General features: G+C 33.4%; 18 protein-coding genes and 1 other RNA gene. 12 read left to right on the forward strand and 7 right to left on the reverse strand.

The genetic code is table 11. The features are described from left to right. Positions 1–35: 35 nt before the first annotated feature. Complete coding sequence (locus AC4PRO_RS05095; protein WP_074722383.1) at positions 36–839, reverse strand: UDP-2,3-diacylglucosamine diphosphatase; 804 nt, start codon at positions 837–839, stop codon at positions 36–38. A gap of 189 nt (positions 840–1,028) precedes the next feature. On the opposite strand from AC4PRO_RS05095, the gene aroC reads away from it, so the two are divergent. The 4 genes from aroC to AC4PRO_RS05115 all read left to right on the forward strand — a co-directional run bounded on the left by aroC (position 1,029) and on the right by AC4PRO_RS05115 (position 7,289). Continuing rightward, positions 1,029–2,087: a chorismate synthase gene (gene aroC / locus AC4PRO_RS05100; RefSeq protein ID WP_492116552.1), complete on the forward strand. Its 1,059-nt coding sequence runs from the start codon at positions 1,029–1,031 to the stop codon at positions 2,085–2,087. Between the two features lie 78 nt (positions 2,088–2,165). After that, the gene (locus tag AC4PRO_RS05105) at positions 2,166–3,446 is read left to right on the forward strand and encodes a dicarboxylate/amino acid:cation symporter (RefSeq protein ID WP_492116553.1); all 1,281 of its coding nucleotides are present in this window, start codon (positions 2,166–2,168) and stop codon (positions 3,444–3,446) included. Between the two features lie 82 nt (positions 3,447–3,528). After that, complete coding sequence (locus tag AC4PRO_RS05110; protein WP_074722377.1) at positions 3,529–4,809, forward strand: dicarboxylate/amino acid:cation symporter; 1,281 nt, start codon at positions 3,529–3,531, stop codon at positions 4,807–4,809. 272 nt (positions 4,810–5,081) lie between these two features. Then, positions 5,082–7,289, forward strand: a complete 2,208-nt coding sequence (locus AC4PRO_RS05115) for a tetratricopeptide repeat-containing hybrid sensor histidine kinase/response regulator (RefSeq protein WP_492116554.1) — start codon at positions 5,082–5,084, stop codon at positions 7,287–7,289. 108 nt (positions 7,290–7,397) lie between these two features. Here the strand turns inward: AC4PRO_RS05115 and AC4PRO_RS05120 are convergent, their stop codons facing one another. The 3 genes from AC4PRO_RS05120 to AC4PRO_RS05130 form a co-directional block, all read right to left on the reverse strand. Then, positions 7,398–7,874, reverse strand: a complete 477-nt coding sequence (locus AC4PRO_RS05120; protein ID WP_074722373.1) for an Hsp20/alpha crystallin family protein — start codon at positions 7,872–7,874, stop codon at positions 7,398–7,400. Between the two features lie 185 nt (positions 7,875–8,059). Further along, on the reverse strand, positions 8,060–9,319 hold the full coding sequence (locus tag AC4PRO_RS05125; RefSeq protein ID WP_074722371.1) for a DEAD/DEAH box helicase: 1,260 nt from the start codon (positions 9,317–9,319) through the stop codon (positions 8,060–8,062). A 132-nt stretch (positions 9,320–9,451) separates the two neighbouring features. Further along, a complete protein-coding gene (locus AC4PRO_RS05130; RefSeq protein ID WP_074722369.1) occupies positions 9,452–10,489 on the reverse strand; it encodes a formimidoylglutamase in 1,038 nt (345 codons plus the stop codon). A gap of 97 nt (positions 10,490–10,586) precedes the next feature. On the opposite strand from AC4PRO_RS05130, the gene AC4PRO_RS05135 reads away from it, so the two are divergent. Next, the gene (locus AC4PRO_RS05135; RefSeq protein WP_492116555.1) at positions 10,587–11,471 is read left to right on the forward strand and encodes a DUF8428 domain-containing protein; all 885 of its coding nucleotides are present in this window, start codon (positions 10,587–10,589) and stop codon (positions 11,469–11,471) included. A gap of 48 nt (positions 11,472–11,519) precedes the next feature. On the opposite strand, the gene hutI is transcribed toward AC4PRO_RS05135, so the two are convergent. After that, positions 11,520–12,758: an imidazolonepropionase gene (hutI, locus tag AC4PRO_RS05140; RefSeq protein ID WP_492116556.1), complete on the reverse strand. Its 1,239-nt coding sequence runs from the start codon at positions 12,756–12,758 to the stop codon at positions 11,520–11,522. A 13-nt stretch (positions 12,759–12,771) separates the two neighbouring features. After that, positions 12,772–13,821, reverse strand: a complete 1,050-nt coding sequence (locus tag AC4PRO_RS05145) for a glutaminyl-peptide cyclotransferase (RefSeq protein ID WP_492116557.1) — start codon at positions 13,819–13,821, stop codon at positions 12,772–12,774. A gap of 87 nt (positions 13,822–13,908) precedes the next feature. Here AC4PRO_RS05145 and ffs point away from each other — a divergent pair. From ffs to fsa, 3 genes are all read left to right on the forward strand, one after another. Continuing rightward, positions 13,909–14,006, forward strand: an RNA gene (gene ffs / locus AC4PRO_RS05150) — signal recognition particle sRNA small type. Between the two features lie 104 nt (positions 14,007–14,110). Next, positions 14,111–14,914 (forward strand): SDR family oxidoreductase, encoded by an 804-nt coding sequence (locus AC4PRO_RS05155; RefSeq protein WP_492116558.1) that lies wholly within the window; start codon positions 14,111–14,113, stop codon positions 14,912–14,914. Between the two features lie 151 nt (positions 14,915–15,065). Then, positions 15,066–15,722: a fructose-6-phosphate aldolase gene (gene fsa / locus AC4PRO_RS05160; protein WP_492116559.1), complete on the forward strand. Its 657-nt coding sequence runs from the start codon at positions 15,066–15,068 to the stop codon at positions 15,720–15,722. A gap of 101 nt (positions 15,723–15,823) precedes the next feature. Here the strand turns inward: fsa and fahA are convergent, their stop codons facing one another. Continuing rightward, the gene (gene fahA, locus AC4PRO_RS05165) at positions 15,824–17,107 is read right to left on the reverse strand and encodes a fumarylacetoacetase (RefSeq protein ID WP_492116560.1); all 1,284 of its coding nucleotides are present in this window, start codon (positions 17,105–17,107) and stop codon (positions 15,824–15,826) included. A gap of 107 nt (positions 17,108–17,214) precedes the next feature. Between fahA and glyA the strand changes: the two genes are divergently transcribed. From glyA to AC4PRO_RS05185, 4 genes are all read left to right on the forward strand, one after another. Continuing rightward, positions 17,215–18,489 (forward strand): serine hydroxymethyltransferase, encoded by a 1,275-nt coding sequence (gene glyA, locus AC4PRO_RS05170; protein WP_074722357.1) that lies wholly within the window; start codon positions 17,215–17,217, stop codon positions 18,487–18,489. 132 nt (positions 18,490–18,621) lie between these two features. Then, entirely contained in the window at positions 18,622–19,215 is a 594-nt protein-coding gene (locus AC4PRO_RS05175; protein ID WP_492116561.1) for a MiaE family protein, read from the forward strand. A 179-nt stretch (positions 19,216–19,394) separates the two neighbouring features. Beyond that, positions 19,395–19,949, forward strand: a complete 555-nt coding sequence (locus AC4PRO_RS05180) for a helix-turn-helix domain-containing protein (protein WP_074722353.1) — start codon at positions 19,395–19,397, stop codon at positions 19,947–19,949. Positions 19,950–19,997: 48 nt separating this feature from the next. Beyond that, positions 19,998–20,450, forward strand: a complete 453-nt coding sequence (locus AC4PRO_RS05185; protein WP_245744895.1) for a response regulator — start codon at positions 19,998–20,000, stop codon at positions 20,448–20,450. The last annotated feature ends 11 nt before the right edge of the window (positions 20,451–20,461 follow it).

Consider the following 20,461-nt stretch of genomic DNA (forward strand, 5'->3'; position numbering starts at 1 on the left):
GGTTTGTTATTTGTTTCTATTTTATTAAAAAAACGTTAAATTATTTGGTGACTCAGGTTGTCTTCCATTTCGAAGAGGTTTTCTTCTTCTGAAAAATTAGATTCCTGATAGCAGTATAGTTTCCATCTTTTCTTATTGTATTCAAGGGCTGTTAAATTTTCGACCCAATCGCCAGAATTGAGATATAGGACAGACCCATTTTTATTTTCCTTTTTTATAATTTTTGGTTCATGAATATGCCCGCAGATTACATAATCATACTTTTTTTCAATTGCGAGTTCTGTGGCCGTTTCTTCAAAATCAGAGATATGCTTTACTGCTTTTTTTACGCCTGCTTTTATTTTTTTCGAAAACGAATACGGTTCTTTTCCAATCTTTTTTAAACACCAATTAACAAACCGATTGGAAAGAATGAGATAATCGTAACCGAGGCCACCTAATTTAGCAATCCATTTTGCATGATTCACGGAAGCATCAAAAACATCACCATGAAAAATCCATGCTTTTTTATCATCCATTTCTAATATTAATTTATCCACTAGTGCGATGTTGCCCATATTCAGGTCACTGAATTTTCGAAGCATTTCATCGTGGTTTCCGGTAATGTAATAGACTTTAGTGCCTTTGGAAGCAAAGCTCATTATTTTTTGAATGATTTTCAAATGTGTTTGAGGAAAATAGGACTTTCTAAATTGCCAAATGTCTATGATATCACCGTTCAACACTAAAATTTTTGGTTTTATTGATGATAGGTACTTATTAAGTTCTATGGCATGACTGCCAAAGGTTCCAAGATGTACATCAGAAATTACAACGATCTCAACTTTTCTTTTTTTCAATTGATTCTAATTTGAAGTTTCACAAATTTAGGCATTGGGTTACGAATTCCGTTTTATTAGATTGTTATGAATTAGTAGTAACCATTAACTAAACGTAAACTTTTTAAGTTGGGGATTTTATTATGCAATCCTAATTTTAAATTTTTTACTTTAAGTCATAAAACATATATTTGTTCAAAACTTATTATAATGGCAGGAAATAGCTACGGTACTCTATTTAGAATAACAACTTTTGGAGAATCTCACGGAGAAGCATTAGGTGGAATAATTGACGGATGCCCGTCTGGAATAACGCTAGATTTAGAGGCAATTCAGCTAGAAATGTCAAGAAGAAAACCAGGCCAATCTGCTATCGTTACACAACGAAAAGAACCGGATGATGTTCAGTTTTTATCAGGCATTTTTGAAGGAAAAACGACAGGCACACCAATAGGATTTATTATACCCAATACAAATCAGAAATCAGACGATTACTCTCATATAAAGGATAATTATAGACCTAGTCATGCCGATTATGTTTATGAAAAGAAATATGGTTTTAGAGACTATCGCGGAGGCGGAAGAAGTTCAGCACGTGAAACTGCCAGCAGAGTAGTGGCAGGTGCAATTGCTAAGCAAATGTTGCCAGATATTAAAATTAATGCCTATGTATCTTCAGTAGGGTCAATTTTTCTGGAAAAACCCTATCAAGATTTAGATTTTTCAAAAACTGAAAATAATCCTGTTCGTTGTCCTGATGAAGAATCTGCAGTGATAATGGAAGAGTACATACGCGAAATTCGCAAGCAAGGAGATACCGTAGGGGGAACTATTACCTGTGTGATTCAGAATGTTCCAGTTGGTTTAGGGGAACCTGTTTTTGACAAACTGCATGCAGAACTGGGTAAAGCAATGCTTTCTATCAATGCTGTGAAAGGATTTGAATATGGAAGTGGATTTTGTGGTGCCAAAATGAAAGGTAGTGAGCACAATGATTTATACAATCCTGACGGGACGACAAAAACGAATCTTTCTGGTGGAATTCAAGGTGGCATTAGCAATGGTATGGATATTTATTTCCGAGTGGCTTTTAAACCAGTAGCTACCATTATGCAAAAACAGGAGTCGTTAGATAATCAAGGAAATATTACAGAGATGACAGGAAAAGGACGCCATGACCCTTGTGTTGTACCTAGAGCAGTCCCTATTGTGGAAGCGATGGCGGCAATTGTATTAGCTGATTTTTATTTGATTAACAAAATATATTAAAAACTAATTGAATGGTAACTCCAGTTTAAGGAGGTACTTTTAATGATAAACCAACCCATAAAACCAATAATAAACCAAATGAGTTCTACAAATACACAAGATAAGTCAATAACATCAAACTTGACGACACAAATACTGATTGCGATGGTTCTAGGAGCCATTTTAGGAATTGTTATTCACAATACCATTTCGGTAGAAGCTGCCTTATCTTTCAGTAATAAAATAAAAATTCTTGCTACCGTTTTTATAAGATTGGTGCAAATGATTATCGCACCATTAGTTTTTACGACGTTAGTTGTGGGTATTGCAAAATTGGGAAATGTAAGTGCAGTGGGTAGAATTGGGGGAAAAGCTTTAGGTTGGTTTTTTACAGCTTCTTTTATTTCACTATTATTAGGAATGTTTTTTGTGAATCTTCTTAAACCGGGAGTTGGACTTAATTTATCTAATGTTGATTTGACGTCAGCTTCAGAAGTGGCTGCTAAAACTCAGAGTATTTCCTTCGAAAATTTTATTGAGCATATTGTTCCAAAGAGTATTTTTGAAGCACTGGCTACGAATGAAATTTTACAAATTGTTGTGTTTTCAATTTTCTTTGGTTTAGCTGCTGCATCAATTGGTGACTATGTTAAACCTGTAGTTACTGCACTGGATAAAATGTCGCATATCATTTTAAAAATGGTAAATTATGTGATGAATTTCGCGCCAATTGGAGTTTTTGGAGCTATTGCGGGAGTTTTTGCAGTTAGGGATTTTCAAGAATTGGCTATTACATATTTTAAATTTTTCGGTTCCTTTTTAATTGGTATTTCGTCGCTTTGGATCGTATTAATCCTTGTTGGTTATATTTTCCTTAAGAGTAGGATGACAGTTTTGTTAAAAAGAATCGTTAGTCCATTAATTATTGCTTTTGGAACGACAAGTAGTGAAGCGGTTTTTCCAAAATTAACGGAAGAACTAGAGCGTTTTGGAGTGAAAGATAAAATTGTTTCCTTCATGTTGCCATTAGGGTATTCTTTTAACCTTGACGGTAGTATGATGTACATGACTTTCGCTAGTATTTTTATAGCGCAAGCCTATGGAATTGATTTGGATTTAGGAACGCAAATGACAATGCTACTCGTTTTAATGCTTACAAGTAAAGGAATAGCAGGAGTGCCAAGGGCTAGTTTAGTTGTTGTGGCAGCCACTTGTGGTATGTTTGATATTCCAATTGAGGGCATCGCTTTGATATTACCAATAGATCACTTTTGTGATATGTTTAGAAGTGCTACTAATGTTTTAGGAAATGCATTAGCCACTTCGGTGGTAGGACAATGGGAAGAAAATAACGAAATAGAAATAGATTCCTTAGACTAAATGATACTAAAAAACTCCTCAGATTTGAGGAGTTTTTAATTTAGGGATATTTGGCTTTATAGCTAAAATTAAAATTAAAATTATGAAGAAACTTGCGATGCATTGGAAAATCTTAATAGGAATGATATTAGGATTACTGTTTGGATTATTAATGAAGAATCTTGAACAAAAAGGGATTGTCGTCGATTGGATTAAACCCTTTGGGACTATTTTTATAAATCTTCTTAAAATGATTGCCGTTCCATTAATAGTGGTTTCGTTAATAGTAGGGTTAGCAGATTTAAAAGATATTTCTAAGCTTTCAAAACTTGGTGGAAGAACGGTATTATTTTATTTATGTTCTACCGTAATAGCCGTTACTATTGGTTTAGGTTTGGCTAATCTAATAAAACCAGGGAGGTATATTAATCAAGAGTCGAGAGAAAGTTTGATCCAAAATTTTTCTGTGGATGCCTCTCAAAAGATAGAAATGGCGGCGAGTACTAAAAAGAATGGCCCCCTTCAACCATTGATTGATATTGTTCCAGATAATTTTTTCAAGGCTTTAAGCGATAATGGTAGTATGTTACAGGTTATCCTTTTCGTAATCCTTCTTGGTATCGGACTTATCTTAGTTGAGGAAAAGAAAGCGAAACCTGTTGTCGAATTTTTTAAAGGGTTAAATGAAGTTATTATGAAAATCATCGATATCATAATGCTTTTTTCTCCTTATGGTGTTTTTGCTTTAATGGCCTCTTTGATGGTAGAAATCCCCGACTTTAGTACGCTAAGAGCATTAGGTATTTATGGATTGACGGTTGTCTTAGGGTTGTTTATTATGACTTTTCTATTTTACCCTGCGTTGTTACTGATTTTTGCAAAAGTAAATCCAATAAAATTTTTCAAAGCAATTGCACCTGCACAATTGTTGGCTTTTTCGACAAGTTCAAGCGCAGCTACGTTGCCAGTAACGATGGAATGCGTAACGGAACATGTAGGAGTTGATGAAGAAGTGTCCAGTTTTGTATTGCCGCTAGGCGCTACGGTAAATATGGATGGTACAAGTCTTTATCAGGCGGTAGCAGCTATTTTTATTGCTCAGGCAATGCTCCCAAATCCTTTAGACTTAAATACACAATTAATGATCGTGGTTACGGCAACGCTTGCTTCGATAGGATCTGCAGCAGTTCCTAGCGCCGGAATGGTCATGCTTGTTATCGTTTTAGGTCAAGCTGGAATTCCTGAAGCGGGATTGGCACTTATCTTTGCCATTGATAGACCTTTAGATATGTGCAGAACCGTGGTCAACGTGACTAGTGATTCTACTGTTGCTACCATCGTAGCAAAATCCGTAGGGAAATTGCACCACCCTAAGGATTTTTAGTTAAATACAAGTATAAATATTTTATATATTAGAAATAAGCCGTTCACACTATTTATTTAAGGTAAAATATCTTGAATAGATTGATTTGGAACGGCTTTTTATATTGTTTTAGAATTCGTTTTTAAGTTGTCATGTATAGTTTTAAATTTAGTTTATAAATTTCCGTGTAGGATATTTCTTTTTATTGTTTTTCTTTAATTTGTTAATATCTATTTAATTTAAATATTGATAGTCAATTATATAAATGTATATTTGATAATAAAAAGCAAGTTATGCCGCACATACGAATACTTTTATTCCTTTTTTTTTCGTTAAAAATGTTCAGCAATGTTCCTATTGCAAACGCGGATACTCCTTCTAGAAAAGCAATTTTAAAATTAACCGTTGTTGCTACTACTAAATTAGCTGAGTCTAAATTTGAACAATCATTAGCCACCGCAAGATTAGCATTGCGGTATGCTATCGACAGGAATGACGACGAATTGATTGCTAAATCATACAATACGATTGCGGCAAATTTTGAAGAATTGTCTGAAATTGATAAAGCTGTCTTTTATTATAAAAAAGGACTGTCGTATGCAGATAAAACTAATAATGATACTATCAAGAATTCGCTCAATAATAACATAGGGAATGTTTATTGTTTTGAATTAAACAACCTTAGCGAAGGGATAAACTATTACCAAAAAGCACTTGAGTATAGTTCTAAAATTAACGATTCCAAGGGAGCCTATATCACAAAAATGAATATTGCATGGGCTTATTTTTATAAAGGAAGTTTTAACAAAGGGAAACCCTATTTAGATTTTATAAATACCCATCAAAGTGAATTAGATGATAAGGAGACTATTGTGGCTGTAAATATGCTAAATGGGATGTTTTTTACCAATAAATTAGAATTTGATAAAGCCGATTCGTTTTTTAAAAAAGCAATTATATTAGGAAAAGAAGGTAATGAGCAATCTGATTTGTTGTATGTGTATGAAGAGTATGCCAATCTATTGATGAAGAAAGGAGATTATAAAATGGCTTATGAAAATTTAGTCCTTTATAATTCAATAAAAAAAATACTTGAAGATTCTAACAAGCTTAAGAAAGCAAATGTTGTTGGTCTTAATCTAGAGTTAGATGAATATAAAAGAAAAGTTGATACAATAGAAAACGAAATAAATTTACAAGAAATAAGTTTGCAAAAGTCAAGGATTATTGTAATATTATTTATTATAGCCTTTAGTGTGGTGCTACTATTACTTTATAATTTTTATAGGAATAATAGGTTTAAGAAGAAAAAAAATGCGGAGTTCATCATCGCGAATGAAAAATTATTTATTGCAAAAGAGAGAGCAGAAGAAGCGTCTCATTTGAAATCACAGTTTGTATCAACTATCAGTCATGAACTACGTACGCCTTTATATGGTGTTGTAGGTATAACAAATTTGTTATTGGATGAGCATAAAGAACTGGCCGATAGTCCTCATTTAGCCTCCCTTAAATTTTCGGCACGTTACTTACTGTGTCTGGTTAATGATGTTCTTCAAATCAATAAGATCGAAGAAAATAGAATTGTGCTCGAAAGCTTAACGTTCAATCTAGCTGATGAAATTAATCTGATTAAGAATTCATTATCATTCATTGCTAAAAGCCATAAGAACCATATTAATGTTAGTATCGACCCTGCAATTCCTGAATATTTAATAGGGGATAAACTAAGGTTTTCTCAAATTATAATAAACATGGTAAGTAATGCACTGAAGTTCACAAATAATGGGGAAGTAAATATTAAAGCTGATTTAGTTAGAATCGAAAATAAAGCTCATTTTATTGAATTTAATATTGAGGACAATGGGGTTGGAATTGCAGAGGAAGATCAAGAAAAGATATTTGAAAAATTTGTACAGATTGGAAGAAAAGAAATTGATTATCAAGGTACCGGCTTAGGTTTATCTATTGTAAAACGACTATTGGAATTGTTTGATAGTACTATCTCTCTTAAAAGTAAAACAGGAGAAGGGACTACTTTTACCATTGCATTTGATCATGATCCTATTAAAACTATGGAGCTTATAAATAAGATTCAAGTTGATTTAAGCTCGAGTGAAATATTTAAAGTACTTGTGGTAGATGATAACAAAATTAATCAGCTAATCACGAAAAAGATTATTGAAAAAAATAATTGCAAAAGCAGAGTAGTTGATTCAGGTATGGCCGCTCTTGCGATACTTGAAACCGAAAAATTTGATATTATATTGATGGATATAAATATGCCGTTGATGAATGGTTTTGAAACTACCAAAAGAATACGTCAAAAAGGGATAGTAACTCCTGTAATAGCAGTAACTGCCTTTGACAAAGAAGAAATTTCAGAAGAGGCACTTTCAGCTGGAATTAACGACATTATCATTAAACCTTTTGAGCCAGTACTTTTATTTAAAACGATAAATCAGCTTTTGTATGGAGAAAACAAGACCGAGCTGGTTTAGAAGCTTTATATTCGATTAAAAAAAGAGAATCGCAAAATCTTACTAAATTATTTCTAGTTTAAATGATTTCGCGATTTCTTTATATAAGAATTTAAAAAAAACTCCTGTTTATTTAATGGCAATAGTCTTTGCTGTTTTTTTCTTGCCTCCTTCTTTTTTGGCTATATCAACATGCAGTATGCCATCTTTGTAATTGGCATTAATGTGGTTTTCATCAGTATAATCCGGAAGATTAAAAGATCTAGAAAAGGATTGATAGCTAAACTCTTTTCGATAGTAATTCTCTTTTTTACTTGTCTCTTCTTTCTCTTCTTCTTTTTCTGAAGAAATAGTTAGCATGTTGTTATCTATTTCGATTTTAAAATCTTCTTTTTTTAGACCTGGAGCTGCTAATTCGATTTCAATTTTTTTATCTGTTTCTTTTAGATTAACAGATGGTAAATTGGTTCCTAATGTTGCAAAATTTGGGCCAGTCATTTCCATAAGATCTCTGGATAAAAAATCATCAAAAAATGTATTCGTTGTTGGTAAAAAACCAGTGCTTACTAACGGAGTAAATCCGTTTCTTTTTACTAATGCTTCCATAATTGGTTAGTTTTAAATGATTATTAATTACTATTAAAATTATAAAATAAAAGAGTGTACTTAAATTTTGACAACAACAATAACATTTAATTAACTAATAAACAAGTAGTTACGTAATAAAAAAATACCTTTCTCCATGTTGGAAAAAGGTATTTGTTATAGTTGATTGGTAATAATAAATTTATTTAATACCAGCGTTTTTTATTTTGTTTTGAAGCATCTGACTTTCTTGATTTATGAGCAGCACCACTTCTGTTTGAATTTTTTGGTTTTGTAGATCCTCCAGGAGCTGTTTCAGGATTTCCAGAGTGCCATGGGTACGGGTGATCACTTACGATTTTTACATCTACTTTAATTAATTTTTGGATGTCTTTCCAATAGCCATGCTCATCTTTACTACAAAATGAAATAGCAATACCACCATTTCCAGCGCGTCCTGTTCTTCCTATTCGGTGAACGTATGTTTCAGGAATATTTGGCAAATCAAAATTAATTACATAGGGCAATTGATCAATATCAATTCCACGAGCCGCAATATCAGTTGCTACTAGAACGCCTACTTCTTTGTTTTTAAAAGCTTCTAACACACGTTGTCTCGCATTTTGAGATTTGTCTCCATGTATTGCTTCAGCTGCAATTCCGTTTTTACGTAATGCTTTTACCACATTATCTGCACCATGCTTCGTTCTTGAGAAAACTAAAACGTCAGACAAATCTTGATTCTTAATTAAATGATATAATAAGTTTCTTTTTTCTGTCTTTTCAACAAAATAGACGTTTTGTTCCACATTTTCAGCAGTAGATGAAACTGGGGAAACGGTTACCGTCTCTGGGTTTGTTAAAAAGATTTCAGCCAGTTCTCGAATTGCAATTGGCATTGTTGCAGAGAAAAATAGTGTTTGTCTATTTTTAGGAGTCAGTTTAACTATTTTTTTCACATCGTTTACAAATCCCATATCGAGCATTTGATCTGCTTCATCAAGTACCAACGCATGTAAATGATCAAGGTCAATGAAGCCTTGTTTGTGTAAATCAAGTAATCTTCCCGGAGTTGCTATTAAAATATCAACACCATTTTTTAAGGCGTCAACCTGCGGGTTTTGTGAAACACCACCAAAAATAGTCAGTTGTGTTAAGTTCGTATATTTAGCATAGGTGTCAAAACTTTGACCAATTTGTACTGCTAGTTCTCGTGTAGGAGTTACTACTAATGCACGAATTTGTTTGGCCTTCTTTGATGAGCCTACAATGCGATGTAATTGGTGTATAATTGGGATGGCAAATGCTCCTGTTTTTCCGGTTCCGGTTTGTGCACAACCTATTAAATCCTTTCCGGCTAATACTAGCGGAATTGACTGTTCTTGAATGGGAGTGGGGTTAGTATAGCCTTGTTCATATACGGCTCTTTGTATACTTTTGGAAAGTGATAAATCTTCGAATAACATATTTTTGAAATTTAATATCCTGTATTAAGTACGAGGATAGTGTGGCAAAGATAGTATTATTATTTTTGATGCTTATTTATTACTACTGTTCAAGGAGTTTCATTCTTGTATTGGATGAGTTTAAGTGGCTATTTAGACTATACTATTATTCGCTTTTATAAAATCAGTTACAAAGTAGCCTATTAGTTTACCTATCAAATGATTGTTTTTTTCTTCACCTAAGTCTGGCGCACCTTCACATATGTGTATGTAAGAGGCATTTTTATTTTTTCCGAAAAAGGAAATAAACTGTCTGAGTTCTTCCACTGAAAAACCACTCAAAGTCATTGCACTGCTCGCAATATTTGGAATGGCATCTAAATCAATTTCAATTCCGTAATAATCAGTTTTTATAAATTCAAGAGCACTAATCATTTCTTGATTAAATTCTTTTTCTTTTCGAATTGCCAGGCTGTCATAGGTATTGTAACGTACGCGATCCTCTGTTTTTTTGATTAGATCTAAAACACTTTTGGAGGTGTAGTTTTCATGTAATCCAAAAATAAAATATTTTTTAAGAAAACCTTCTTCGTATGCATATGAAAAACCATTACCGCTATGACGTCCTTCTAGGATTCTAAAATCAGAATGAGCATCAAAATTAACTGCATTTACTGGCTTTCCTTTTGCAAGAGCGGTACCTTTTATATTACCGTAGGAATTATTGTGTCCTCCGCCAATTATTATTGGGGTTTTGCCAGATTTGATAATATTGAAGACAATATGAGAAACATCTTTGTCTATTTTTTCAACTAATTGACTTAATTTGGAACGATCATCAATATCATGGAAATCTAGATTTTCGACTTCTTTCATTTCGGCGGAAACATTCACTTGCCCCAAGACAATTATCTGGCTCCCTTTACAAAAACGATTGTGCTGAATGTTAGCAATACTTCTAATAGCGCTATCCCATGCCGAAGCCGTCCCTGGTCTTCCGAAATTTGCTCTTACACCTATATCTTCAGGGATTCCGAATAGCACATACTTAGCCTCACACGTTTTTAAAAAAGTAAGCGTATCTACTCCTTTTGGTACGGTGATCATTTTTTCGCCAAATTTTATTTCACCACTTCTATGGTTGGTGATTTTAGCAAGGTCATTCATTGTAAAAGGCAGAAGCTTTTCCATAAAAAGAAAAATATTTTTTCCAAAAATAATATAATTGTGTTAACATACGTTATAACTTGAATATATATTGTTAAATTTGAAAAAAAATATTTTAAAAATGGAAAATCAAAAAAGTAGTTCAAGTCTGAAAGCAGTTATTGCTGTATTAGCGGTTTTATTAGTAGGTAGCTTAGTTTATATCTTTAAAGTTACTTCTGATGTAAAAACAGTAAAAACAGAATTGAAAAGTACAATGACTGAAAAAGAAACAGTTATGAAAGATTTACAAGAATTAAAAGCTACTTATGACACAGCAATTTCTGAAAACACCTCAATGTCTGATGAGTTAATTCTAGAAAGAGATAAAGTCGTGGGTTTAATGGCTGATTTGAATAAATCTAAAGGGGATGTAGCTTCTATGGCTAAATATAAAAGCCAATTTAATGCGCTACAAAACAACATGAAGGCTTTAATGGCTGAAAATGAAGGTTTGAAAACGGAAAATAAAATGGTGACTTCACAACGTGATAGTACTGTAGTTGTTTTAGGAGAGTCTAAAAAATACAATGAGGTTTTAGTTGGACAAAATGAAGAATTAGCGAAAGTGGTAGAAAAAGGTTCGAAATTAACTGTTTTGAACATAAAAGCTCTAGCGTATAAAATGAGAAGTTCTGGTAAACAAATCGAAACGGATAAAGCCAGTAGAGCAGATGCGCTAAAAATTAGCTTTACTATTGCAGAAAACCAAATTGCAAATTCAGGTGATAAAACCTATTATGTACAGGTAATCGATAGTAAAAATAATGTTTTAGGAGAAAAGAAGACTGTGAGTTTTGGTGATAAAGATTTAACATACAGTTTTGCAACTAATGTAAAATACGAAAACAAAACAGTTCAAGTATCAGAAGTTTTGCCTGGAAAAGATTTTGCTCAAGGAACTTACTTTGTAAATGTTTTTGACAAAGGAGAGATGGTATCAAAAACTAGTTTTACTTTGAAGTAGTATATAGTTTGTATAAAAATGAAGAGGAGCTTAATGGCTCCTCTTTTTTTATGTAATAATTTTTCCTTCAAGAAATATGCGGTCTATTAAATTGCTGCCAAAGGCATAGGGCAATTGATAATAAGACGGGATAGGCTTCGTAATAATAAAATTAGCTTTTTTACCGATTGTTATACTTCCATGAGTATCCGAAATTCCCATTGCATACGCTCCATTGATAGTGGCGGCATTAATTGCTTCCTCGGGAGTCATTTTCATTTTTATACAGGCGGTAGCTACAACAAAGTTCATGTTTCCGGATGGAGTAGAACCAGGATTGTAATCTGTAGCTAGTGCTAGCGGAAGTCCAGCTGCAATCATTGCGCGTGCGGGTGTGTACGGGATACTCAAAAAATAAGAACACGAAGGTAAGGCTACAGGCATGGTATTTGTATTTTTTAAAGCTTCAATATCTTCCGGCGTCATTACTTCAAGATGATCCACAGACAACGCATTGTGTTTTATCCCTGCTTGAATCCCACCAATTGAATTGAACTGGTTTACATGAATTTTTGGCTTTAAGCCAAAGTGTATTCCGGCATTCATAATTTCTTCTGTTTCTTCAACAGTAAAATAACCAGTTTCACAAAACACATCAATGAACTGTGCTAGATTATTTTTAGAAATTTCAGGAAGCATATGATTGATTATCATATCAATATATCCTTTTCTATCTTCTTTATAGGCTAAAGGTATAGCATGAGCTCCCAGAAATGTAGCTTTTATTGTTATGGGGTAGTTTTGTGCTAACTGTTTAATTACACGGAGCATTTTTAACTCTCCGTCTATGGTTAAACCGTAACCTGATTTGATTTCGACTGCTCCAGTTCCTAATCGCATGACTTCTTCTAAACGTACCTTGGATTGATTGTATATTTCTTCTTCGGTTGCGTCGTTGAGATTTTTAGCTGAATTTAAGATTCCGCCACCACGGTTGGCTATTTCTTCGTAGCTCATTCCATTGATGCGATCTACAAATTCCTGTTCGCGATTACCAGCATAAACTATGTGAGTATGACTATCGCACCAGGAAGGCAATATTATTTTACCAGTCGCATCGATAGTTTGATCAGCTTTAGTTTTTGGTAAAATGTCCATTGAACCAAAATCATCAATCAGATTATCTTTAATTATCAAATAAGCATTTTTGATGGTAGGAAGAATACCCATAGCAGCACCAGATATTTTTGCAACTCCTATTTCTCTAATTTGAAGTAGTTCCTTTATATTTATAATTAATGTGGTCATCGTTCTTTTTTAGTTATTCTGAAACCGTTATTTCAAATAATGTATCCCAATATTTTCCTGTTACAAAAATAGTTTTGGTTTTGGGGTTGTATGCTATTCCATTCAAAACATCGGCATTGGTATTTTTAACTAATTTTTTTAAACCAGACATGTCTAAAATCCCTTCAACTGAGCCAGTAGTAGGATTCACAACAGCAATGGCATCTTTTTGCCACACATTAGTATAGATTTTACCATTAATCCATTCCAATTCATTAATTGCTTTAATTTTTGAACTTCCAGAATAAACATTGACATAATCAATCATTTTTTGAGTTTCAGGATCCATTTTCCAAATTTTTTCTGTTTTATCAGTTTGGTAAATGTATTTCCCGTCGTTTGTCATTCCCCAACCTTCGATATCCTTTTCGTAAGCAAAGGTTTTCTCTAATTTTAAGGTGTTTGCGTTATAGATAAATCCTGTTTTTTCTTGCCAAGTTAATTGGTATAATTTACCATTGATAAAAGTAATTCCTTCTCCAAAATATTTTTTATCTAAATCATGTTGATAATACACTTTACCGGTTTTGTAATCATATTTTCTAAAATAAGATGATTCTTTTTGACCTGTACTTTCATATAATGTGTCTTTATAAAACTCTAAACCTTCAGTGAAAGAAAGCGTATCGTGAGGATATTTATTAACTATTTTATATTTTAAAAGTTTAGGTTGTATGTTTGAAACTAATTCTACTCTTGCGGTAGCCTCAGCATTTTGACCTTCATAGTATACCAATGCCTTTAAATTTTGATAGCCTAGTTTTTGGTCTTTAAATTCAAACTTAAAGGTATCAAGTCCTTTTTTTGAAGCTATTTTTTTATCGTTTACATAGTAGATAACGCTGTCTACTTTTTTAGTATTTAGGTTAGAAACACCTAGATTTATAGCCTCTTGTGGCTGATATTGTTCCTTAAAAGTAGAAATATCAAAAGTAAAAACAGTATTCTCTCCTTTTTTTTGATCGTTGCAACTAACTAAAGCGATTCCTAATAAAATGAAAGATAGGAAGTTATATTTTTTCATGGCTAAAATTTTTAATAGACCAATATACAATGTTATTTTTACAGCACAAAGCACTTGCAAAAATATAAAAAGATTGTATATTTGCACCGGCAAGTCCTACACGACCAGCTCCTGCAGACTCCCCCAGGATGGGAACATAGCAAGGGTACGTGGTTGAGCGGTGCGATGTAGGTCGCTTGCCATTTTTTTTAATCTGAATTTAATTCAGATTCTTTTTACAGAAATTAAACAAAAGTAGTCTTCCTTATGGAGGATTTTTTTATTTTTGGCCCAACCAATAAAAGCAACCATGAGTAAAGTAGTTTTGATTACGGGAGGTTCCTCCGGAATAGGGAAATCAATTGGTGAGTTTTTGCATCAAAAAGGATTTGTTGTATATGGAACGAGCAGGAACCCAGAACGGGTGCTCAATACTATTTTTCCATTAGTGGCATTAGATGTTCGTAACTCAGAATCGATTCAAACCGCTGTTGCAAAAATCATTGCTGCCTCCGGTAGATTAGATATTGTAATTAATAACGCAGGTGTTGGAATCACAGGGCCATTAGAAGAAATCCCTACAGAAGAAATAAAAAATAATTTTGAAACTAACTTCTTCGGGCCTATTGAAGTAATGAAGGCAGTGTTGCCACAAATGCGTGCGCAAAAATCAGGTTTAATCATTAATGTTACTTCGATTGCCGGATATATGGGATTGCCTTATCGCTCTATTTACTCTGCTTCTAAGGGTGCTTTAGAATTAATAACTGAAGCATTGCGCATGGAAGTAAAGTCCTTCGGTATTCATATTGCTAATGTTGCTCCGGGTGATTTTGCTACTAATATTGCTTCAGGACGATATCATGCGCCGGTTATCAAGGGTTCTGCTTATGAGGGCTCTTATGGAGAATCGTTGCGAACGATGGATGAACATGTCGATGGCGGTAGTAATCCTAATGAAATGGCAGAAGCAGTTTATAAAATTATCCAGACTAAAGAGCCGAATGTTCATTATAAAGTAGGGGCTTTTATGCAGAAATTTTCGATTGTTTTAAAGAGAATTCTTCCTGATAAAGTATATGAAAAGATGCTGATGAACCATTATAAGTTGTAATTTTGTATCAAATTTGCGTGAGGGATTATAGCGAAAATCCTTTTATTTTTTTTCTTTAAAAAAATAAAAGATTGTAGCGGAAAGCCCGGCCCGAAGTTTTTACGAAGGGGCACGCCCAAAAGACAAACACATAATTAAACAAACAGATATTATGAAATTTTTTATTGACACGGCTAATTTAGCTCAAATTAAGGAAGCGCAAGCGTTAGGAGTTTTGGACGGAGTTACTACAAATCCATCATTGATGGCGAAGGAAGGAATTACTGGAAAAGACAATATTTTGAAGCATTACGTTGACATTTGCAATCTTGTTGAAGGAGATGTAAGTGCTGAAGTGAATGCGCTTGACTATGACGGAATGATTAAAGAAGGGGAAGAATTAGCCGAATTACACGAACAAATCGTAGTAAAATTACCTATGACTAAAGAAGGTGTTATGGCGGCAAAATATTTTTCTGATAGAGATATTAAAACCAATGTAACTTTAGTATTCTCAGCAGGTCAAGCTTTATTAGCTGCCAAAGCTGGTGCTACTTATGTTTCTCCATTCATTGGTCGTTTAGATGATGTTTCTACTGATGGATTGGCTTTGATTGAAGAAATTAGATTGATATATGATAACTACGGTTATGAGACTCAAATTCTTGCTGCTTCAGTGCGTCATACCATGCATATTGTAAACTGTGCTAAAATAGGTGCAGACGTTATGACAGGGCCGCTTTCTGCGATATACGGATTGTTAAAACACCCTTTAACTGATATTGGTTTAGCTCAATTTGTTGCTGATTTCGAAAAGGGAAATAAGTAAAAGAAGATAGTAGTATTCAGTGATTAGTCACGGTATGTTGCTTAGAAATAAAAAGCCCCATTTGCATCTGCAAATGGGGCTTTTTTATGATTATTAGCAAATTACTTTCTTACAAAAGGAGGTAATAATTTAGAAGAAACTTCTCCAAATCCTATTCTAACTTGGCTATTTTCGCAATACCCTTTCATGATCACAGTATCGTTATCATTTATGAATTTACGTTCTGTACCATCATTCAATTTTATTGGGTTTTTTCCTCCCCAAGTCAACTCAAGCATCGAACCATAGCTCCTTGGTGTTGGTCCAGAAATTGTTCCTGATCCCATCATATCTCCAGAATTTACACGACAACCATTTGAGGTATGATGTGTTAATTGTTGACTCATGGTCCAGTACATATGTTTAAAATTGGAATTGCTTATCACAGTAGGTTCTACATTTTCTGGTTGTAGTGCCACTTGTAAATGAATATCAAAGGAATGTTTTCCTTTTTGTTGCAAATACGGTAGCGGACTCGGATCTTGTTTTGGACTAAGAACTCTAAAAGGCTCTAAGGCATCCATAGTTACAATCCAAGGTGAAATTGATGATGCAAAGTTTTTAGCTAAGAACGGTCCAAGTGGTACATATTCCCATTTTTGGATGTCTCTAGCGCTCCAATCATTCAATAAAACCATTCCGAAAATATAATCTTCGGCCTCGTTAATTGGAATCATTTCCCCCATTACGTTAGCGTCTGTTGTAATAAATGCAGTTTCTAGTTCAAAATCGATTAAACGAGAAGGCCCAAAAACAGGAGTAGTTTCACCAGCTGGTAAAGTTTGGCCAATAGGTCTGTGAACCGGAATTCCTGAAGGGATGATAGTAGAACTTCTTCCATGATATCCTACTGGTATGTGAAGCCAGTTAGGCAATAAAGCATTTTCTGGATCACGAAACATTTTTCCTACATTAGTGGCGTGTTCTTTGCTGGAATAAAAGTCAGTATAGTCTCCGATAAGAACGGGTAATTGCATTTCTACTTCGTCCATTTTGAATATTACGATATCCTTATGTTTATCGCTATCTCTTAATTTAGGATTGTTTTCATCAAATATATCGGCAATGCGATTTCGTACTAATCGCCATGTTTTTTTACCATCTGAGATAAAATCATTTAAAGTGTCTTGCATGAACATATCGTCAGTCAATTCTATACCTTCAAAGTAATTTAACTGTTGTAAAGCACCTAAATCTATAGCAGAATCACCTATTCGTGTACCCACAGTCACTACATTTTCTTTCGTAAGAAATACTCCGAACGGAATGTTTTGAATGGGGAAATCACTGTTTTCTGGTACTTCTAACCATGATTTTCTTTTGGTATCGTTAGCTGTTATTGACATATAATGTTAATTGTTTTGTTGAAAATTATACTTCAAATATATTATAATCTAACAGTTTCACAAACGTTTTTTTGTATTTTTGCTACAAATTAACTAAAAACAAAGAAATGCAACGCGACAAACAAATTTTTGACCTTATTCTAGAAGAACAAGAAAGACAAATACACGGATTAGAATTAATTGCTTCAGAGAATTTTGTAAGTGATGAAGTGATGGAAGCAGCAGGTTCTGTTCTAACAAATAAATATGCCGAGGGATATCCAGGAAAAAGATACTACGGAGGTTGCGAAGTAGTGGATGTTGTGGAGCAAATTGCCATTGATAGAGCTAAAGAATTGTTTGGTGCTGAATATGCTAATGTGCAGCCACATTCTGGTTCACAGGCTAATACAGCAGTTTTCTTTGCTTGCCTTAAACCTGGTGACAAGATTCTTGGTTTTGATTTGTCTCATGGTGGACATTTAACACACGGTTCACCAGTAAACTTTTCGGGACGTTTATATAGCCCAGTTTTCTATGGTGTTGATGCAGAAACAGGACGTTTAGATTATGACAAAATTCAAGAAATAGCAACAAAAGAACAACCGAAATTGATTATCGCTGGAGCTTCGGCTTATTCTCGTGATATGGATTTTGAGCGTTTTAGAGTAATTGCAGACAGTGTAGGCGCTATTTTATTTGCTGATATTTCGCATCCTGCAGGATTGATTGCTAAAGGTTTGCTTAATGACCCAATTCCTCATTGCCATATCGTTTCGACTACAACACACAAAACATTACGCGGACCGCGCGGAGGTTTGATTATGATGGGTAAAGATTTTCCTAATCCATTTGGTTTAACAACTCCAAAAGGAGATATCAGAATGATGTCATCCCTATTGGATTTAGCTGTTTTTCCTGGAAATCAAGGTGGGCCTTTAATGCATATCATTGCTGCAAAAGCAGTGGCTTTTGGTGAAGCTTTGAAAGATGAATTCTTTACTTATGCTTTACAATTGCAAAAAAATGCTAACGCAATGGCAGACGCTTTTGTGAAAAGAGGATATAATATCATTTCGGGAGGTACAGACAACCACATGATGTTGATTGATTTGAGAAATAAAGGAATTTCGGGAAAAGAAGCTGAAAATGCTCTAGTAAAAGCAGAAATTACCGTTAATAAAAATATGGTCCCATTTGATGACAAGTCTCCATTTGTAACTTCTGGTATTCGTGTTGGAACTCCAGCTATTACCACACGTGGATTAGTTGAAGAAGATATGGAAACTATCGTTGAATTGATTGACAGAGTGTTGATGAATCATACAAACGAAGATATCATTGAAGAAGTGGCTAATGAAGTGAATGAAATGATGAGCGAAAGAGCTATTTTCGTTTTCTAAAAAACTTTTGTTTAAAGTTCCAGGTTTAAAGTTTAAAGGTTTGTGTTTACGGAAATGTATCGCATGTTTTAGACTTTAAACTTTTTTTTTGAATTCAAACTTTAAACTTTTATAAACTTTAAACAAAAAAAAATGGGTGTATTACGATTGCAATTACCAACGGATCCAAGATGGGTCAATATTGTTGAGAAAAATATCGAAGAAATTTTGACTGATCATGCTTGGTGTGAACAAAAAGCAGCAACCAACGCGATTACTATAATCACCAATAATTCAGAGCATCAAGATTTGGTTAAGGATCTTTTGGCTTTGGCCAAAGAAGAAATTGATCATTTTGAGCAAGTTCATAACATTATCATTAAGCGTGGGTTGAAATTAGGACGTGAACGCAAAGACGACTATGTAAACGAGTTGTATTTGTACATGAAAAAGAACGGCAATGGAAGTAGAGTTTCTAGTTTAGTAGAACGATTGCTTTTTTCGGCTATGATTGAAGCCAGGAGTTGTGAACGTTTTAAAGTGCTGTCAGAAAATATTCAGGATGAAGAATTAGCTTTATTTTACAGGGATTTAATGGAAAGTGAAGCGGGTCATTATACCACATTTATTACCTACGCTCGAAAATATGGAACAGGAATTGATGTAGAAAAACGTTGGAGAGAATGGATCGATTTTGAAGCTTCGATTATCGAAAATTATGGCAAAAACGAAACGATTCACGGATAAATGGGTTAGTTATAGTACTATTTAGGATGTGATATAAAAGAATAGAAATCAGAAAATTATACTATTATTTGGGATTTGAACCCAAGTTTTATAGTAACAGATGCTTTATTTTTTGCTCTGATTGATAAAATTAATATATATTTATAACCGTTAATGTTCAATAATTATAATTTTTTCAAATGAGACTCTATATAAAATATGATGGAATCGTGGCTTGTAGAGTGATTTTACAAGAACAATTAGAAAGATTAAATATCAAACACAAGCTTTTAGAATTAGGAGAAATTGAAATAAGCAATACTGTATCTGATGTCGATTTTGCTGAACTTCAAGCTTCTTTAAATAGATATGCTATTTATATTGTAAATAATGAAAAAAGCCAACTGATACAAAGAATAAAAGATACTATTGTAGAAATGATTTATGAGAATGACAAGTTGCCAGCGGTTACCATTTCTCAGTATTTATCAGATAAACTTAATTTAAGTTATGGATATATAACTAATGTTTTTACGGAGAATACCTATTCTTCTATTGAGAATTTTATTATTATTCAAAAAATTGAAAGAGCAAAGAAATTAATACTAGAAGATCAATTGACTTTAACTGAGGTATCTTATAAATTGAATTATAGTAGCGTGGCTTATTTATCTAGTCAGTTTAAAAAAGTAACTGGATTAACGCCTTCAGCATTTAAAAGAATTGTTGATAAAAGAAGAAATTTATCGAATTAACAGTTTAGGTATCCAAATAATTATACATAAAAATAATACCTTATATATATGATTTCACATAACGATTCTATGCATATTTTGATAGCAGATGATGATGAAGATGACCGCACTTTTTTTAGTGAGGCAATGATGGAACTTAAAATGAATAACAAGTTAACCTTGTTTAACGACGGCAAAGACCTAATGGATTATTTGGCAAACCCTGATATAATAATGCCACATATACTGTTTTTGGATTTAAATATGCCTTACATGTCAGGATTTGAGTGTCTTAAAGGTATAAGAGCCGATGTTAGATTTAAGGATGTTTCAATTGCCATATATTCAACCTCTTCATCTGAAAAAGATATTGAAGAAACATTTGTTGAAGGAGCTAATATTTATATTAAGAAGCCTAATGATTTCACTAAGTTAAAAAAAGTCATAAAAGAAGTGGTGAACATAAATTGGCAGTTTCATTCTTCAGGATTAAATAAGGAAACTTTTTTCTTTAGCATCTAAAAAAAATTGCT

This window comes from Flavobacterium sp. DW-iso2 (assembly GCF_058725285.1).

Coding starts and splice junctions, on each gene's coding strand:
- AC4PRO_RS05125 (WP_074722371.1), bottom strand. CDS start 9,319: ATGTTATTCGAAGATTTATCACTTTCCAAAAGTATACAAAGAGCCGTA.
- aroC (WP_492116552.1), top strand. CDS start 1,029: ATGGCAGGAAATAGCTACGGTACTCTATTTAGAATAACAACTTTTGGA.
- AC4PRO_RS05145 (WP_492116557.1), bottom strand. CDS start 13,821: ATGAAAAAATATAACTTCCTATCTTTCATTTTATTAGGAATCGCTTTA.
- AC4PRO_RS05110 (WP_074722377.1), top strand. CDS start 3,529: ATGAAGAAACTTGCGATGCATTGGAAAATCTTAATAGGAATGATATTA.
- AC4PRO_RS05175 (WP_492116561.1), top strand. CDS start 18,622: ATGGGTGTATTACGATTGCAATTACCAACGGATCCAAGATGGGTCAAT.
- AC4PRO_RS05135 (WP_492116555.1), top strand. CDS start 10,587: ATGGAAAATCAAAAAAGTAGTTCAAGTCTGAAAGCAGTTATTGCTGTA.
- fsa (WP_492116559.1), top strand. CDS start 15,066: ATGAAATTTTTTATTGACACGGCTAATTTAGCTCAAATTAAGGAAGCG.
- hutI (WP_492116556.1), bottom strand. CDS start 12,758: ATGACCACATTAATTATAAATATAAAGGAACTACTTCAAATTAGAGAA.
- AC4PRO_RS05130 (WP_074722369.1), bottom strand. CDS start 10,489: ATGGAAAAGCTTCTGCCTTTTACAATGAATGACCTTGCTAAAATCACC.
- AC4PRO_RS05105 (WP_492116553.1), top strand. CDS start 2,166: ATGAGTTCTACAAATACACAAGATAAGTCAATAACATCAAACTTGACG.
- AC4PRO_RS05185 (WP_245744895.1), top strand. CDS start 19,998: ATGATTTCACATAACGATTCTATGCATATTTTGATAGCAGATGATGAT.
- glyA (WP_074722357.1), top strand. CDS start 17,215: ATGCAACGCGACAAACAAATTTTTGACCTTATTCTAGAAGAACAAGAA.
- AC4PRO_RS05120 (WP_074722373.1), bottom strand. CDS start 7,874: ATGGAAGCATTAGTAAAAAGAAACGGATTTACTCCGTTAGTAAGCACT.
- AC4PRO_RS05115 (WP_492116554.1), top strand. CDS start 5,082: ATGCCGCACATACGAATACTTTTATTCCTTTTTTTTTCGTTAAAAATG.
- AC4PRO_RS05180 (WP_074722353.1), top strand. CDS start 19,395: ATGAGACTCTATATAAAATATGATGGAATCGTGGCTTGTAGAGTGATT.
- fahA (WP_492116560.1), bottom strand. CDS start 17,107: ATGTCAATAACAGCTAACGATACCAAAAGAAAATCATGGTTAGAAGTA.
- AC4PRO_RS05155 (WP_492116558.1), top strand. CDS start 14,111: ATGAGTAAAGTAGTTTTGATTACGGGAGGTTCCTCCGGAATAGGGAAA.